We start from the raw sequence: 16,545 nt of genomic DNA, 5'->3' as shown, positions 1-16,545 counted from the left end.
TGTTAGCTGGATAATGTCATCTGTAATCTCAACTTAAAGCGTACCGATCGAACCCGATTCTCTAAGGGAAACGCTATGCAAACGAAAACTTCTACTATTTAACCACAACACATCTCTCAAATTATGAGATAACGGCTCGACTCTCATCATCGGGAGTCTACTGTTAATGGTCTAATGTAAACATCTGTAACCTCAGCCGTTGGCGACAAGCTGATGGTGTGAAGTACGGTGTCAGCAATGTCTTGTGGCTGGAGCAGTCGATCGGGTTGGTATAATTTACCTGCTGTAGCATACAGGGCTGCTTGCATGGGGGTCGCAGTCTGCCCGACATAAAAACTGACAACTCGAACACCGTCAACATTGACTTCTGCCCTCAGACAATCGGCAATGGCTTTCAAAGCCTGTTTTGTCGCCGTATATTGTCCGATTCCGGCTTTGGCATTCTGACAAACGCTGGAATTGATAAACACAATTTGCCCTTGACTAGCTTTGAGTAAAGGTAAAAGTTTTTGAGTCAGGAGATAGGGCGCGCGAACATTGAGCCGATATTGTCGATCGAAATCTGCGATCGGGGCTGTGTCTAGATTGCCGAGTAAGATCTCACCAGCACTGTGAATTAGGACATCAATGCGTTCGTGTGTCGATTTAATAGTTTCGATCGATCTATGGATATCTTCATCTACTAGTAAGTCTGCTCGATCGTAAAAAATCCGAGATTTGTGTGCTGAGATAGATGCAGTCGCCGTTTTTAATCTGTCTAAATCTCGGCCAATTAAACATACTGTTGCTCCTCGATCGATCAGTGTCAGTGCGATCGCTTTACCAATGCCGCTACTAGCACCTGTAATTACTACCACTCGATCGGCAAATACTGACATCATTAATAATTAATAATTTGGTAATTAACAAAAATTAGGTATTTAAATCCCCATTCTAAAAACCTCTCTACGAGATGCTCGGCATTGGCACAGCCAAGCCTCTGGTGATACGCGATCGACGATCGACTGTTTAAATAACTACCTTGCGACAATAGAAAGCCTCGGCATATCGATCGGGCGCATTGGACTCGATGCCCCGCATTCTTAAAATTGAGGAAAAAGTATCTTCTGTAAACCAAACTTTATTAGACTGAGTTCCAAAGTGTTCGAATAAATGGTCGATCTTGCGGCGACAGATTACTTCATCAAGATGGACAAAAATATTTGGAGAACCTAAATCGCCATCATATTTAGGAATTTCATATTCCCAAATTAGGTGGTCTCTAAATGTATTCCAGGTCAAGTCAGAAATCGATCGATGATCTTGGTGGCGATCGTCGCGATAGTGGGTCAGAATTAAGTCGGGTGCAACTTCATGTTTGAGTTTCTCAAAGTACTCCTTGATCTCCATCCCCTGATAGGGAAAAAAACCATCACGAAAGCCTTTGACAGTAACATGCTTGTGCTTAATATCTTTCATTAACTTATGAGCACTAGCAACAGCTTCCTGCTCTCGTTGACCGCTAGCTCCTAAGACCACCCAGTAAATAGTCAAATTGGGATATAAATCGATTAGTTTCAGCAGAGTACCGCCGCAGCCGATCTCAATATCATCGCTATGTGCGCCAATACACAAAACTTGCCCAAGCGCATCGCCATCACCGAATTTGAATTTAAACATAAGTTGTAACTTTTTCTTGCTAATTTTAGGTATAACTTTCTGTTTGTGGATCTTTTTCTCCCACTCCCATCGCTAGCTTTTCATGCCTGAATCCAGGAACGCCACCTTTTAATATTTGATGTGAGTGGATCTTATCTGAAGTATTCCAAACATTCCAGGGCATTTCCCCTTTGGCATACATTTCGTCAAATGTAATTTTTTCTTTGAGTGTATCCATACAAGCCCAGAAACCAGGATTTCGATAACCGATCAGTTGTTTGCGATCGATGAGCCGCTGAAAAGGTTCGATTACTAATTCTTCACCAGGTTTAATATAATCAAATATCTCTTTTTTCAAGGCAAAGAAACCACCGTTAATCCAAAGATTGGCATCTGTCGCTGGCTCGATGCTCTGGACGAGAGAATCATTATCTACCGATACAACATGAAAAGATTGGGATGGTTGAACGCACAAGAAACTAGCAATTTTATCCTGTTTGTAGAAGCGATCGAGATAGAGATTCAGGTCGAGATCGCTGAGTCCATCAGCATAATTAGCCAGGAAAACATTATCATCTTGGAGATAACTTTTGACCGCAACTAGTCTTTGCCCGATATTTGTGTTTAATCCAGTATCGACAAAAGTAATCGTCCAATCTTCGATGTCATTATTATATAATTGAATGTTTCGGCCACCTTGAGAAAGCACGAAATCATTAGACAAGCACTCATTGTAGTTGATAAAATAGTTTCTAATATAATCGCCCCGATAGCCTAAGCAAAGAATAAAATCCTTGTGACCAAAGTGGGCATAATAGCGCATCAAATGCCAGATAATCGGTCGATAACCAATTTCCACCATCGGTTTGGGAATTGTCTCAGAATACTCTCTCAATCGAGTTCCTAGTCCACCGCAAAATAGAACGACTTTCATAATAGTGCTACTTAGTTAGGGTTGGTTTGATTTCTGATAATAGTCCGCTCGCGACTAAATCGACAGCAGCTTCGTGAAGCACAGAAAATGGCAGATTAGCACGATCGGCAATTTCTAATAGCGAGTTGCCCCCATCGGCTAAATTAAGCACCCACAGCATCGCCATTTCCCTAGTCTTGGTACTTTTCTTGCCCCCAAAGTTGCCATACAGTCCCCGTTTACCCAGTTGGGGTTCGCAGTGGGGATTGGTATTGAGATAAGTGTAATTGTTTTCCAAAATGTCGATAACAGCGAGATATTGTTCTAACGAATCAGCTAAAGCTGTCTGCTGAATAAAATCGAGATTATCGGCTGAGGTATGGTATTCGGGATAACGATTGAATGGCGTTCTCGTCAGGCTACCGACTGGTAAGTTAAATCCTGGCGAACAATACTGGCGTTCGTCATAGCCATAGGGGAAAAAATCTTCGATCGCGTATTCTCGTCCCGAATGTTGTAAGATATGGGCAACGGCTCGATCGATTTCGGCATCGCCACGACGACTTTTTTTATAAGTTAATCGTCCCGGATCGCCCACACCAGATATGACCAAACCATGTTTGATTCGATCGACTCGATCGCAATTTAAACTCAACCAGGTAATCGAGCCGATCGTGCCAGGAACAAATAAAAATCGATAGGAATAGCGGTGTGGGTTTTCCTCAAGATGTTTTGCTAAAAATGTTGCCAATCCTATACCTGATAGGTTGTCATTACACAAAGATGGATGGCAGATGTGGCAGGAAAATAAGATTTCATCGCTGGTTGCTCCTGGCAGATAATACTCTCCATAAGTGAGAGAGCCAGGTGCTAGGGAGGAATTAATATACACCTTATATTCGCCATCTTGTAATTGCTCCAGTGCATTGTGGCTCAAACAGAATCCCCAGTTTTCTTGATAGTAAGAAGTCCGGTAGGGAATCCAATCCGGTCGATCTGGCAGGGAAAATAGATGCTCTTTCAATTCACTCAGCGGCATCTTGGTATCGATCGGAATGCTGTAATTAAGCACATGTAAATTTGACTTTTGAAAGTCAATTACTTTTTGCCCTTGAGGATCGATGACATAGGCATCATTAATATTCCACTCTTTGGGCACAGCCCAATCAAATACGGCGGTACCTGTTGGTACCTCATGCAGTTCTAATGGGATAAATTGCTGGAGAATATGTAATGTTTTGCGGACGCCATCACCTGTAATACTGCGGCAAATTGGATATAGTTTAGAAATTAATTCATACATCTCTACACCAACTAGTGGTGAATCATGCAATTCGATCGATCCAATCGATCGAGTAGAGTCCACCAGAACGAGATCGGTAAGGGCGGATGTACTTTGAATGTCGAGCGGCCGATCGAGCTGTAATGTTGAAAACGACTCTGGCATGTAGTCAGAATACGATCGATCGCGATCGGAAATTGTAGTTACTTCGATCGGCCAATCAATCTTAACGATCGGATCGTTCCAGCGAAAACCACGCGCTAAATCTGGATTATAAAACTCAGATATCTGATAAAAGACTTCGGTATTGTCTTCGAGCGTTTGAAATCCGTGGGCAAACCCTTGGGGGATATATAAAGCTGTACGGTTGTCAGCAGTCAGTTTGACCCCCGTCCACTGCAAATAGGTGGGCGAATTTAACCGCAGATCCACAATGACATCATAAATCGCACCCCGCGTACAGCGAACGAGCTTCACTTCTGCCGCTGGCGGTAGTTGTAAATGCATTCCCCGGAGCGTTCCCTGGTGGTGATTGAAAGAAACACTCGATTGAACTAAGTTGGGATCGAGTCCGCGATCGCTAAATTCTTGTTGACACCATGTCCGTGCAAAAAAGCCGCGATCGTCTGCCAGTTTTTCCGGTTCGATTGTATATGCACCTCGGAGATCTGTTTCGGTGAAAATCATTCATTTTTAGGAATAAACGGTTAATTCAGGGATTGGTACGACAAATTTACCGCCCCAGTCGTGGATAACACTCATTTGGGTCATAATTTCATCTTTGAAGTTCCAAGGCAGGATCAGGACGTAATCGGGTTTCGTTTCCTGAATTTTGCTAGTTGGGTAGATGGGAATATGGGTTCCAGGCAAGAATTTCCCGTGTTTATAAGGGTTACGATCGACCGTGTAGTCCAGAAAATCAGTGCGAATGCCGCAGTAATTGAGCAATGTGTTCCCTTTGCCTGGTGCGCCATAACCCACCACAGTCTTACCCGCTCGCTTGGCGGCGATTAGAAATTCGAGGATCTTGCGCTTGGTTTCGCGTACCCGTTCTTCAAAGTTGGTGTACCGCTCGATCGACGTAAACCCAGCCGCTCGCTCGCTCTCCCTGAGCGCGATGGCGCGATCGCTTACGAGTTGCGATGAGTTATCGGCATGGCAAGCATAGATTCGTAACGAGCCACCATGAGTAGGTAACTGCTCTACATCAAACAGAGTCATCCCATGCACTGCAAAGATTTTTTCCAGAGTAGTGAAGGTATGGTAGCAAAAGTGTTCGTGGTAAATTGTATCGAATTGATTCTTTGCCATCAATTCGACCAGATGTTGAATCTCGCCAGTGAAGATACCTTGGGGCGCGAGCAAGATCTTAATGCCTGCGACAAAGTCATTCAACTCTGGCACATGCGCCAACACATTATTGGCGGCGATCAGATCTGCCTGCATTCCGTTAGTAACTAATTTACGAGCGCACTCCTGCCCAAAGAATTCATTGAGGGTAGGAATACCTTTCGCAATCGCTACTTTGGCAATATTCGTCGCTGGTTCGACACCTAACACCGCGATATTTTTCTCGATAAAGTATTGCAGGAGATAGCCATCATTGCTGGCAAGTTCGACTACCTGACTGGTTTCATTCAAACCGAATCGATCGACTACCAGATCGGTATACGCTTTACACTGAGCCAACCACGAATCCGCATAAGACGAAAAATAGGCATATTCCCTAAAGATATGCTCCGGGCTAACATATGCTTCTAATTGCACCAAAAAACAGCGATCGCAGACCCGCACATGTAGCGGATAAAATGCCTCCATCCGATTGAGTCGATCGAGACTCACAAAGCTCTCGCATAGTGGTGACATCCCCAAATCGACTAAGGTATGGCGCAACTCAGTCCCACAAAATCGACAGTGAGGAGCCTTTTGTGTCGAACGATCTGGTTCCTGTATCGCTGTTGCTGGCTCAATCATTAGCTATCTCCAGAAAATTAATTGACACCAAATTAAGAGGAAAGGTTGTGCCTACGGCAGGAATACTCCAACGCCAACTTGAATTAGTTGCAGGGCTGATCGATCGACAAATCTTTTTACAAATGTTGTCAAACCGCCGGATCGTTTACACCGAAACAACGCGGAAGGCCACCCCCTCCCAGCCATAATCCCATAGGTATTCTTTCTCGAACCCTGGATTCCGACTCTCAAATTCTATTAATGCTCTCCTTTCACCTGAGTTGTCATCTGGACCCATTTGATTATAGTCGTCGAACAACAGTATCGTGCCTTCAACTAAATACGGCTTGATAAACTCTAACACCGGAACGCATGATTCATAGAGATCCACATCGATAAGGACAATAGAAGCCGATGGAAACTGCTCATTCTTACGCAACTCATCAAAAAGGCGATCCGAATAGAATCCCTTGTGTAATTGTATCCTGCTAAAATCCGTTTTCCATCTGTGTAGATTCCCGGTTACAACTTCATATGTCCCTCGAAAATCACCTTCGCGAAAGCTCTTCGCTTCCACCTCGAGTTGCGGCTGTGGCAATCCCTCGAATGAATCAAAACCAAGCAAGCGAAAGCTCGAATCCGTGTACTCTCGTGCGACTTGCTCCGCGAACCAGAAACTGAACCCTTTGAACAATCCAAATTCATAATAGGCGTGGCCGCTAAGTAAGTCTCGTCCACTGGTAGTAGCAGCTTGTCTTTGGAGATTAAACGCTTTGACGATGGCAACTAAGACGTCCGGCGACAACGTGTAAAACCGCTCATCTAACTCTAAGAGTCTTGTTAGTCCGCTCTTAGCTCCCCTCAATAGTTTGTGCAGGGGCGGAATAGATTTGACAAATGATTTGAATGATGAATTCATGATATTATTTGTCCTGAGATTCTAAGTATCATCGGCACGATCTGTAGCTGCCCAAATATATATTACGTATGATATTACATGGCGGTTTATCTTATCTGTTCAATTTGATACTCGTTATTTGCTAGATCGAGCATCTCGCCAAAGAGAGGTAAAAAGAGAAAATTGGTATCCATCGCTGTGTATTCTTCGACAAATCTCAAACGGTTTCTATGAAGGGAACGGAGCCGAATCAGCCCCCCTTCCCCGTCATCGATTCATAAATTCATAAATCGATGCTCTAGTAACTTGTTGCATGTCATCCCCTGCTTGGTAAGATTTTGTCCAATCAATAATTTGTGCTAAAGCTGCGTCCAGTGATAACTGTGGTTTCCACCCCAATTTCATCCGCGCCTTGGCACAATCCAAACTCAGAGCATTAGCTTCGTGGGGTTGATGCGCTCGATCTTGCTCCCAAGTTGAGTTTGCGCCCCATTGGGCTAATAGTCGATCGACCAACCACCCGACTGGCTGCACGTCTGATTCGTAGGGGCCAAAATTCCAAGCTTCGGCAAATGCTGGCCCCTTGTCGTATAGATGCTCTGCTAAAGTCAGATAGCCATTGAGTGCATCTAAAACATGCTGCCAGGGACGAGTTGCCATCGGGTTCCGAATTACCACTGGCTTGTCTACGAGCAAGGATTTGACAATATCCGACACTAATCCATCTGGTGTCCAATCACCACCCCCAATCACGTTTCCCGCACGGGCAGAAGCGATCGCGACACCATGAGTCGCATAATCGCTAGGATTAAAAAATGAATTGCGGTAGGCTGTTGTCACCAACTCCGCACAAGCTTTACTGCTACTGTAGGGGTCGTAACCGCCCAACGGGTCATTTTCGCGATATCCCCAGACCCATTCTCGATTCTCATAGCATTTGTCTGAGGTGATATTCAGTACAGCGCGTACCCCACCCACTTGCCTAATTGCTTCAAATAAATTCACCGTGCCCATCACATTGGTGTTGTAAGTCAACACTGGATCGACATAGGACGATTTCACCACCGATTGAGCTGCCATGTGAATCGCAATTTCTGGGCGACACTCAGCTATCACTTGCTTCAGATGCTGAAGATCGCAGATATCGCCGATGTTAGAGGTCATTCCACCTGCGACGTTAGCGACTTCAAACAGGCTCGGACTTGTAGGCGGCTGTAAGGCATATCCCCATAAATCAACTCCAACTGACTGCAACCACAGCGACAACCAGCTACCTTTAAAACCAGTGTGCCCGGTTAACAATACCCGTTTTCCATGCCAGAAAGTAGTGTCCATGTGTTTGCGCTCACATACAGCTTAAGGCAAAATCATTCTAACTGATTTAAATCGAACGATCTAGGATCTAGATCACAACTAAATCGCAAAATTAGCACGATCCTACATATTTTGTAATAATTAAATTTACCTAATTATTATTTTGTTAGTTTAAACTCCAATACAGATTATAAAAAAGTATCAGACAGTTGACTAGCCTGCTCCTTTACAAAATATTTATTCATGCCTAACAGTATCGAGCATAGCACTGACAAGAGATCGGCGCGGATTCTAGTTGTATCAAGCCGAGGCTTTAACTTGGCTGCCGCTAGTTGTGGTTGTTATGAGTTTGAAGATCTAATCTGTGATGTTGATGATGCCGATTTATTTGCGCCTGTCAATACTCACAATCTGATGCGGAAGATATATAGGCTGACAAAATACATTGGGCGATCCGATCGATTGGCCGCGAAAATCACGCCTTACCCCAAAGAGTTTGTCATCGATAGTGAATATGACTTGTTATTGGTAATCGTACATACCGCTTGGGATATGCAATTAATCAATTTAATTCAAGGCTGGCAAGAAAAATGTCGTTATAAAGCTTGTTTGCTGAGTGAATTTCATGGTACAGGATTAAATGATTGGCGATTATTACAAGAACCATTTCATAACTTCGATATAATTTTTTCCTGTATGTATTTGTGCAATGATAAATTGAGTAAAGCGATCGATCGTCCAGTTATCTATCTCCCTGGAGGGGCCGATACTCTCAAGTTTTGCCCCTACCCCAACCCCCCAGGACGCCTCATTGATGTCATTGCTCTCGGTCGGAGACCGCCTGAAGTTCATCGATCGTTGCTCGAACAGGCTCAAAAGAGTAATTTTTTTTACTACTATGATACAGTCAAAAAACAAGCTTTAGAAATAGATAATCCTCGCGAACACCGGATGATGCTGGCTAGTCTCATGAAAAGAACTCGATTTAGTATCAATTATTTTGCTAAATTCAACGAACCAGTATTCACACAGAACTCACAAGAAATCGGATTTCGCTACTTTGAAGGGGCAGCAGCCGGAACGATTATGTTGGGAATGCCGCCAGCTAATGAGATGTTTCCAAAATATTTTGATTGGGAAGATGTCGTCATCGAAGTTCCTGCCGACAGTCAAGATATTATTGCCAAGATCGCCGAATTGGACGCAGAGCCAGGAAAATTAGCAGCAATGCGTCGTCGTAATGTTGCCAACTCTCTGCTCAAACATGATTGGGTTTATCGCTGGCAAACAATCTTGGCTGCTTTTAACTTAACACCACGTCCAGCAACAATCGATCGAGAACAGCGTCTTCAGGAGTTAGCAACAGAGGTAGAGCGATCCGCAGTTGAGATCTAGGTGTTGTCGATCTGTTGACCCCAATGTCACAAGAGATCTCCTCAGATCCACTCTAACCAATAATGTTTTTGTACTAGATTGAGATATGAGTAGATTCTTAAGATCGCAGCTTGTAGCGGCGGACTCCAGCGCGGTTTCCTGATTGTGGCTGTGACTGATATTTGCGAACCGATCTTATATATCCGAAGTATTATTAATTAATAGCTGAGAATTGTAAATTTTCAATATGTTAAAAAATATGTTCTTAAGTAAATGGCGACGGTTGTCGATCGTTTCGATCGGGTTGGCGATCGCGATCGGGATTGGTAGTTGTCGCGTGCTGCTTCAATCTTCTTCAGCCCAAACTAATAATCAGTTAGTATATGGAATTCTCAGCGATCCCAAAACTTTCAATCCAGCCTTAAGCAATGAATCTCCCAATATTTTTGGTTATGTTGGCGAAGGATTAATTACCGAAAATGGTAAAGGAGAAATCGAACCAGCTCTGGCAGAATCTTGGACGCTATCCCCAGACAAAAAAACGATCGCTTTCACACTCAAAAAAAATCTCAAATGGTCAGATGGTGCGCCACTAACTACCGATGATGTCGCATTTACCTTTAATGAAGTCTATTTTAATGATGATATTCCCACGGATACCCGCGACATTCTTAAAATCGGTAAAGATCGCAAATTGCCTACTGTTAAAAAAATTGGCGACGATCGCGTTGAATTTACCACACCAGAACCATTCGCCCCATTTCTGCGCACGCTCGGAATTAGTATTCTCCCCGCGCACAAATTACGTCCGACAGTAGTTCAAAAAGATAAAAGTGGTAAACCATTATTTTTGAGTACTTGGGGTCTAAATACCAAGCCTGCGGACTTAGTTTCTAACGGCATGTATATGGTAGATGCTTATACACCAGGCGAGCGAATAGTTTTTAAAAAGAATCCTTACTACTGGCGGAAAGATGCCCAAGGACAACAACAGCCGTATATAGATCGCGTAGTCTGGCAAATTGTCGAATCTACCGATACCGCTTTAGTCCAATTTCGATCGGGTGGTTTAGATTCTTTTAATGTTTCGCCAGACTTCTTTTCATTACTTAAAAAAGAAGAACAAAAAGGTGGATATAAAATCTATAACGGTGGCCCAGCAACTGGTACTACCTTCGTATCTTTCAATCTTAACGAAGGCGAAAGAGATGGTAAACCGCTAGTCGATCCGGTCAAATCGCGCTGGTTTAATAATGTCAAATTTCGTCAGGCGATCGCCTATGGCATCAATCGTCAACGGATGATTAATAATATCTACCGCGGTTTGGGCGCGCCACAAGATTCGCCGATTTCTGTGCCGAGTCCTTACTATCTATCTCGCGAGCAAGGATTACCTTTCTATGACTATAATCCTAAAAAAGCTAAAGAATTATTTGCAGAAGCTGGATTTAAATATAACGAGCAAAATAAACTTGTTGACGATCGCGATAATCCAGTCCGATTTACCTTAATTACTAACTCAGGTAATAAAATTCGCGAAGCACTAGGCACTCAAATCAAGCAAGACTTAGCCTTAATCGGTGTTGAGGTAGATTTTACCCCGATCGCTTTTAGTCTGTTGATCGATCGCATCGATAATTCCTTACAATGGGATAGTTTATTGATTGGATTTACAGGCGGGATCGAACCAAATGATGGTGCAAACTTTTGGTCGGTAGATGGTGGTTCGCATATCTTTAACCTCAAACCTCAAAAAGGTAAACCACAGCTCACAGATCGTCGAGTTGCCGATTGGGAGAAGAAAATTGACGACCTCTACATTCAAGCCGCCCAAGAATTAGACGAAGGTAAACGTCGGCAAATTTATATCGAGACTCAGAAAATAACTCAAGAAAACTTACCCTGTATTTACCTAGTCAACCCACTATCGCTCTCAGCCGTTAAAAATCGCGTCCAAGGGATTGACTACTCGCCAATTAATGGCCCATTTTGGAATCTTTATGGCTTAAAAATTAGCGATCGATAGCAGGGCATTCACTACTTTTAGCTATCTGTTGGGACAATATTACGATCGATGAGAGATCGATTCAAAAATTCCGCCCATTCAGCCGCCATCGATACTTCTGTAAACGGAATCTCGATCGATTCTTGTCCTGCCGTTGGTGGATCGCTCAATTGAAACTGAAGATTAATTCTTTTACCACCATTAGGCAAGTTATCTAGATCGATGATTTTATTATCGACCACTAACTGAATCTTCTTAACTCGATCGAGACTGAATGTTTGCAAATCTTTTGGCTCGGCTTTAGTCGGTTTACCCCAACTAATCTGGCGATCTTTGAGTCCCATCACCGCATAGATATCGTACTTACATCGATCGAATCCAACTGCCCAGCGTTTATAAGCTTCGATCTTTTGGTACTCATTAGCACCCGCTCTAGCCAACCAGATGAATGCTCCAAGCAATGGGAGCCACATTAAACCGCGTTCCATATGGGTAGATGAGTAGGTGGGTGAATGGATAGATGGGTGGGTGGATGGGTGGATGGGTGGATGGGTAGTGCCAACAACCTAATCCTATCAATCCTCAAATTCTAAATCTCGATCTAATTGAGCTGTGTTATCAGTATTCTAAACACAGTATCCTATTAAATATAACGTTATGTAAATTTTCATGAAATGTATTATCAACCGTCGCGCCCAGTTTTCGGCTAGTCATCGCTATTGGTTGCCAGAGTTGAGCGAAGCGGAAAATCAAGCGGAATTTGGCTTATGCGCTCAACCATACGGACACGGACATAACTATGTTTTGTATATCTCCCTCTATGGCGATATTGATGAATACGGGATGGTACTCAACCTCTCCGACGTCAAACACGTTATTAAGAAAGAAGTTACCGCGCCACTTGACTACAGCTTTCTCAATGATGTCTGGCCGGAATTTCAAGCTACTCTACCTACAACTGAAAATATTGCTAGGGTGATTTGGCACAAACTAGCTCCGCATTTTCCGCTCGTCCGCATTCAGCTCTACGAACATCCCGAACTCTACGCAGAATACACAGGTAAAGACATGGAAGCATCACTAACTATCGGTACTCACTTTAGCGCGGCTCACCGTTTAGCTCTCGATAGTCTTACCCTCGAACAGAACAGTGAGATTTATGGCAAGTGCGCGCGGGTAAATGGACACGGACACAACTATCATCTCGAAGTCACCGTGACGGGGCAAATTGACGAGCGTACGGGGATGATTGTCGATTTGGTCAAATTACACGAACTCGTGGACAAGCACGCTGTAGAGCCGCTAGACCACACCTTTTTGAACAAAGATATTCCCCACTTTGCCAAAGTCGTCCCTACCGCTGAAAATATCGCCGTCTATATCGGCTATCAAATCGAACAACCGATTCAAGCACTCGGTGCGCAGTTACATAAGGTCAAATTAATCGAGAGTCCCAATAACTCGTGCGAGTTACTATGGAGTCAAGATTTTAGCAATTTAGCCGCTCGTCAACTCGCCGCAGTCGCACTCGCTGGGGTTTAATTGCCGATTAGCTGCTAGTTCGTCGCTAGTAATTATTGATTTTGGCACTGCTGAATTGAAGAATAATTTGACGCTCGAATCATTCTCACTCAGCAATGCCCTAATGTTTATGAGAGCCAAAGTTCATTATTCTTTAATACTCGATTTCTACAATTTACTGTTATAATGAATAGCAATTTTAGCCGTAAATCGGTCGATCGGTCGATCGGCGATCGATTAACTATCGTCTATAATCAGATTAAATAAACATTTTAATCGTCTCTTGCAGCATCCGCGAATAGTATAGCCAGTGCGTCTAGCAGATAAATTTAGGTGTAATTGTTTACCCTTAAATTAATTTTACACTATGCTGCTTCCGCCGCAACTGATAAAATCGGCAAGAGTGTTTGTATCGAACATCGAGTTCGACACACATCAAATTTCGATCTGCTAGCCTTGTCAATTTTGAAATAGGGATTAATAAAATATGAGCGATACCATTGAATCTACAGAAACTACGACGGTTGATATTCCAGCCAATCCTTTAGGATTAAATACTGGAAATGCTTCTCTGACCAAAGTTTCTCCAGAGCTACCCAAGGCAGAGCTACCCGAATGGGCCAAACAAGCTACTGATATTCTCGCAGAACTACCTGCGTATGTAGGTCAAATTTATAACAGCAATAAGAGTGCTGTCATTACTCTAGGCTTAATTTTTGGCATCATTGTTGGCGTGAAGCTAACTTTGGCGATCTTATCTGCCATCAACGAAATTCCTTTGCTCGCACCTACTTTTGAAATCGTCGGGATCGGTTATACAAGCTGGTTTGTATACCGTTACCTACTACAAGCCTCCACTAGAAAGGAATTGACTGACGAAATCGATAGCTTCAAATCCGAAATTCTCGGTAACAAAAACGGCAACGGCTAAATTGAGCCATCGGACGAATCTTAGTTAAATTTTAGATACCACCGAATCGATCGGTGGTATTTTTTATTATCCTCTGGCAACCAACCACAATCCCAACATGGCGATCGCCGTTACTACCAACGCGATCGCGATAAAATTATTATCTTTGGTATTAACCTGACTCAGATCTACAGGTGCATACCGTTCTTCCAACGATTTTGGTTTGGGTGCTGGCGGCGGCAGCGGACGATTATTACCGCCTGTCTTGCCATCAGTGCCTTCTAAATGAGTCAAGTCTGGAATCTTCGTCAGCCACTCATCCCGTCGCACCAATTCTGGAGCCTGCATGATATACAGCATCCGTTTACTTGCTTGGCGGGTATCCAGATTGGGATGGCTAGATAATTTCTGACACAGAGCCTTAGCTTCTGAGAGTTGCCCAGCAGCTTCATAGGCTGTCGCCAGCCATACCTGCGCCTCGCCACCGAGTTGCGTATTTGGCTGCACTTGAGCGATAGCAGCCACAAAAAAGCTGACGGCTTGGCGGTACTGTCCCCGCTCGAAGGCCATTTGTCCAGATTGATAATCAGTCTCGAAAGTCACGTCGATGTTGGATTTTTGATTTTTGATTTTGCGACTTGCTAAACCGTCAGGAAACTCGACTGTTTAGCAAGTTAAGACAGGATTTTGGATTGCGCTCTGTTCTAACTAATTAGCATATTTAGCTAGCAACAGAAGAGACAATCATCGAGCCAGTACCATTATCGGTGAAAATTTCGAGTAAGAGGGAGTGCGGCAATCGCCCATCAATAATATGAGCGGCTTTGACACCTTGAGCTAGACTGCGAACGCAACAAGTCAACTTTGGAATCATGCCACCGCTGACAGTGCCATCTTCAATTAGCCCCCGCGCGCCAGAGATATCCAAGTGACGAATTAAGGTATTTGGATCTTTAAAGTCCCGCATCAACCCTGGCGTATCTGTCATCAAGATCAATTTTTCGGCTCCCAGTGCAGCCGCTATTTCACCCGCAACAGTGTCGGCATTGATATTATAAGCCTGTCCATTCTCATCTGCGGCGACACTGGAGACGACGGGAATATAACCACTCTTAACTAAAGTATTGAGAATATCGACATTAACACTACTCACCTCACCGACGAACCCAATCCCTTCACGACCGTCGGGACGTGCCACGATTAGGTTAGCATCTTTGCCACACAGCCCTACAGCATTACCGCCAGAGCAAGCAATCAGGGAGACAATTTCTTTATTAACTCGTCCGACTAATACCATTTCCACGACATCCATAGTCGCTGCATCAGTCACCCGCAAACCATCTTTAAATTGCGGTTCGATGCCGAGTTTTTCTAACCAACTATTGATTTCTGGCCCACCCCCATGAACTAAGACGGGGCGAATGCCGACGCAAGACATAAAAACTAGATCGCGAATGACATCCTCTTTGAGAGAACTATCTTTCATCGCTGCGCCGCCATATTTGACCACGACGGTACGTCCGGCGAATTTTTGGATGTAGGGCAAGGCTTCGCTAAGTACCCGCACGCGGGTGGCATCTTCGTTGGAGTGGTTCATGCTGGAGAGGATTTGGAGTCTGGCGATGAGTTTTGCAATAGCCAAGATTTTATCAGTTTAGCTGGGGTCTATGCCGATCGATGATGCTCCTAATTTCTGGCGATGCTCTCGCTCCAGAGGCTATGCCAACAAGTCAAAATGTTAGAATCCCCAACCCGCTTGCCAGAGGTAATGGGTAGAGGGTTTGTATGAAGAGAAGGTGTTTACAGGAGATAATGCGATCGAGTCAAGCGTGTTGCGGATTCTGGACTTGACAGTCGAGCGAATGTTACAAAAATATTGATTTTAGCTACAACCATTAATAAACATAGGGAAATAGTCGCTTTGTCTGCTGACAATAAGACTGATATTCATCGCCAAATCGTTCTTGAAGCATCCGCTCCTCGATCCCGATTCGATTGCCAAACCATACAATGCAAACCCCTAGTAATAAACCAAAACCCCACCAGCTTTGGAGCAGCGTACAAAATCCGACGAATAGTAAAATATAACTCGTATAAATTGGATGGCGAACGAATCCATATATCCCTTCTGTAACTAAGCGATGGTCTGATTTTATTGCCAATCGATCGAAGAATTTGCCCAAAGTACGAATAGCTACCTGACTGACTAAAATCGCCGTCACAACTAAACTAATCCCGATCGCGATCGTCAATTTATTTACTATCAAACTTAGAGCTTCATCGCGAACAGAGAAAGTATAAATCGTCAGCCAATGTACTCCTAATAAGCCAAAAATAGTAATCAGCGAAGCCAAGCGTCCTGATGTTTCTTTTACTTGTAGATCTTCTTGACGATCGACTAGTTCGCCATACCGAATCACCCGCCACACCGTTCCTAAAAAGAACGTAAAATAACCGATCGCCAGGAAGATAATTCTCCAGTCAGTAACAACTCCAAATTGCCACGCCGGAAGCACTATCAGCAACGCAATTACAGCAGCTAATCCAAAAACCAACCCGATCGACTTTAGAAACATTGTCATAAATACAAGCTCCCTCGCAATAAGTGCTTTAAATGTAACTGTATATTTACTATCACAGATACATGGTAACAATTATTACACACACTGATAGATGCTGGGGCGATCGAGATAGATCGAGTTTAGTCCGCCTATGCGGACTTTGCATCACTAGCCCC

General features: G+C 43.7%; 16 protein-coding genes and 1 pseudogene. 5 read left to right on the top strand and 12 right to left on the bottom strand.

Going from position 1 to position 16,545, the window contains the following annotated elements; all coding sequences use genetic code 11:
• Positions 1 to 146 precede the first annotated feature (146 nt).
• The 6 genes and pseudogenes from CHA6605_RS26250 to CHA6605_RS26230 all read right to left on the bottom strand — a co-directional run bounded on the left by CHA6605_RS26250 (position 147) and on the right by CHA6605_RS26230 (position 5,807).
• Positions 147 to 881 (bottom strand): SDR family oxidoreductase, encoded by a 735-nt coding sequence (locus CHA6605_RS26250; RefSeq protein WP_015162407.1) that lies wholly within the window; start codon positions 879 to 881, stop codon positions 147 to 149.
• A 127-nt stretch (positions 882 to 1,008) separates the two neighbouring features.
• Positions 1,009 to 1,659 (bottom strand): PIG-L deacetylase family protein, encoded by a 651-nt coding sequence (locus CHA6605_RS26245; protein WP_015162406.1) that lies wholly within the window; start codon positions 1,657 to 1,659, stop codon positions 1,009 to 1,011.
• Positions 1,660 to 1,684: 25 nt separating this feature from the next.
• Positions 1,685 to 2,572: a glucose-1-phosphate cytidylyltransferase gene (locus CHA6605_RS26240; protein WP_015162405.1), complete on the bottom strand. Its 888-nt coding sequence runs from the start codon at positions 2,570 to 2,572 to the stop codon at positions 1,685 to 1,687.
• Positions 2,573 to 2,579: 7 nt separating this feature from the next.
• A complete protein-coding gene (locus tag CHA6605_RS26235; RefSeq protein ID WP_051039047.1) occupies positions 2,580 to 3,854 on the bottom strand; it encodes a DUF4910 domain-containing protein in 1,275 nt (424 codons plus the stop codon).
• A gap of 162 nt (positions 3,855 to 4,016) precedes the next feature.
• Positions 4,017 to 4,520, bottom strand: a pseudogene (gene rfbC / locus CHA6605_RS37390) (dTDP-4-dehydrorhamnose 3,5-epimerase); the annotation flags it as partial.
• Positions 4,521 to 4,526: 6 nt separating this feature from the next.
• Positions 4,527 to 5,807, bottom strand: coding sequence for a class I SAM-dependent methyltransferase (locus CHA6605_RS26230; protein ID WP_015162403.1), 1,281 nt, complete (start codon positions 5,805 to 5,807; stop codon positions 4,527 to 4,529).
• Between CHA6605_RS26230 and CHA6605_RS35245 the strand changes: the two genes are divergently transcribed.
• Positions 5,762 to 5,995 (top strand): hypothetical protein, encoded by a 234-nt coding sequence (locus tag CHA6605_RS35245; protein WP_198288601.1) that lies wholly within the window; start codon positions 5,762 to 5,764, stop codon positions 5,993 to 5,995. The two genes, CHA6605_RS26230 and CHA6605_RS35245, sit on opposite strands and share 46 nt — an antisense overlap.
• Here CHA6605_RS35245 and CHA6605_RS26225 read toward each other — a convergent pair.
• Complete coding sequence (locus CHA6605_RS26225) at positions 5,953 to 6,705, bottom strand: TylF/MycF/NovP-related O-methyltransferase (RefSeq protein WP_015162402.1); 753 nt, start codon at positions 6,703 to 6,705, stop codon at positions 5,953 to 5,955. The two genes, CHA6605_RS35245 and CHA6605_RS26225, sit on opposite strands and share 43 nt — an antisense overlap.
• A gap of 246 nt (positions 6,706 to 6,951) precedes the next feature.
• Complete coding sequence (gene rfbG, locus CHA6605_RS26220; RefSeq protein WP_015162401.1) at positions 6,952 to 8,019, bottom strand: CDP-glucose 4,6-dehydratase; 1,068 nt, start codon at positions 8,017 to 8,019, stop codon at positions 6,952 to 6,954.
• Positions 8,020 to 8,241: 222 nt separating this feature from the next.
• Here rfbG and CHA6605_RS26215 point away from each other — a divergent pair, with 222 nt between their 5' ends.
• Positions 8,242 to 9,393, top strand: coding sequence for a glycosyltransferase (locus tag CHA6605_RS26215; RefSeq protein WP_015162400.1), 1,152 nt, complete (start codon positions 8,242 to 8,244; stop codon positions 9,391 to 9,393).
• A gap of 238 nt (positions 9,394 to 9,631) precedes the next feature.
• Positions 9,632 to 11,398 (top strand): ABC transporter substrate-binding protein, encoded by a 1,767-nt coding sequence (locus tag CHA6605_RS26210; RefSeq protein WP_198288402.1) that lies wholly within the window; start codon positions 9,632 to 9,634, stop codon positions 11,396 to 11,398.
• Positions 11,399 to 11,415: 17 nt separating this feature from the next.
• On the opposite strand, the gene CHA6605_RS26205 is transcribed toward CHA6605_RS26210, so the two are convergent.
• Positions 11,416 to 11,865, bottom strand: coding sequence for a hypothetical protein (locus CHA6605_RS26205; protein ID WP_041548465.1), 450 nt, complete (start codon positions 11,863 to 11,865; stop codon positions 11,416 to 11,418).
• Between the two features lie 181 nt (positions 11,866 to 12,046).
• Between CHA6605_RS26205 and CHA6605_RS26200 the strand changes: the two genes are divergently transcribed.
• Both CHA6605_RS26200 and CHA6605_RS26195 read left to right on the top strand, forming a co-directional pair.
• A complete protein-coding gene (locus tag CHA6605_RS26200; RefSeq protein WP_015162397.1) occupies positions 12,047 to 12,919 on the top strand; it encodes a 6-carboxytetrahydropterin synthase in 873 nt (290 codons plus the stop codon).
• A gap of 466 nt (positions 12,920 to 13,385) precedes the next feature.
• The gene (locus CHA6605_RS26195) at positions 13,386 to 13,829 is read left to right on the top strand and encodes a CAAD domain-containing protein (RefSeq protein WP_015162396.1); all 444 of its coding nucleotides are present in this window, start codon (positions 13,386 to 13,388) and stop codon (positions 13,827 to 13,829) included.
• A 66-nt stretch (positions 13,830 to 13,895) separates the two neighbouring features.
• Here CHA6605_RS26195 and CHA6605_RS26190 read toward each other — a convergent pair whose 3' ends face one another.
• From CHA6605_RS26190 to CHA6605_RS26180, 3 genes are all read right to left on the bottom strand, one after another.
• Positions 13,896 to 14,411 (bottom strand): tetratricopeptide repeat protein, encoded by a 516-nt coding sequence (locus CHA6605_RS26190; protein ID WP_015162395.1) that lies wholly within the window; start codon positions 14,409 to 14,411, stop codon positions 13,896 to 13,898.
• Between the two features lie 118 nt (positions 14,412 to 14,529).
• Positions 14,530 to 15,405 carry an acetylglutamate kinase gene (gene argB, locus CHA6605_RS26185; protein WP_015162394.1) on the bottom strand — a complete coding sequence of 292 codons (876 nt, stop codon included), beginning with the start codon at positions 15,403 to 15,405 and terminating at the stop codon, positions 14,530 to 14,532.
• 298 nt (positions 15,406 to 15,703) lie between these two features.
• On the bottom strand, positions 15,704 to 16,390 hold the full coding sequence (locus CHA6605_RS26180; protein ID WP_015162393.1) for a methyltransferase family protein: 687 nt from the start codon (positions 16,388 to 16,390) through the stop codon (positions 15,704 to 15,706).
• Positions 16,391 to 16,545: the final 155 nt, after the last annotated feature.

This window comes from Chamaesiphon minutus PCC 6605 (genome assembly GCF_000317145.1).
In the GTDB taxonomy this organism is placed as follows: Bacteria; Cyanobacteriota; Cyanobacteriia; order Cyanobacteriales; family Chamaesiphonaceae; genus Chamaesiphon; species Chamaesiphon minutus.
Note: the sequence above shows the minus strand (reverse complement) of the source record. Positions and strands in the feature narration are given on the sequence as shown.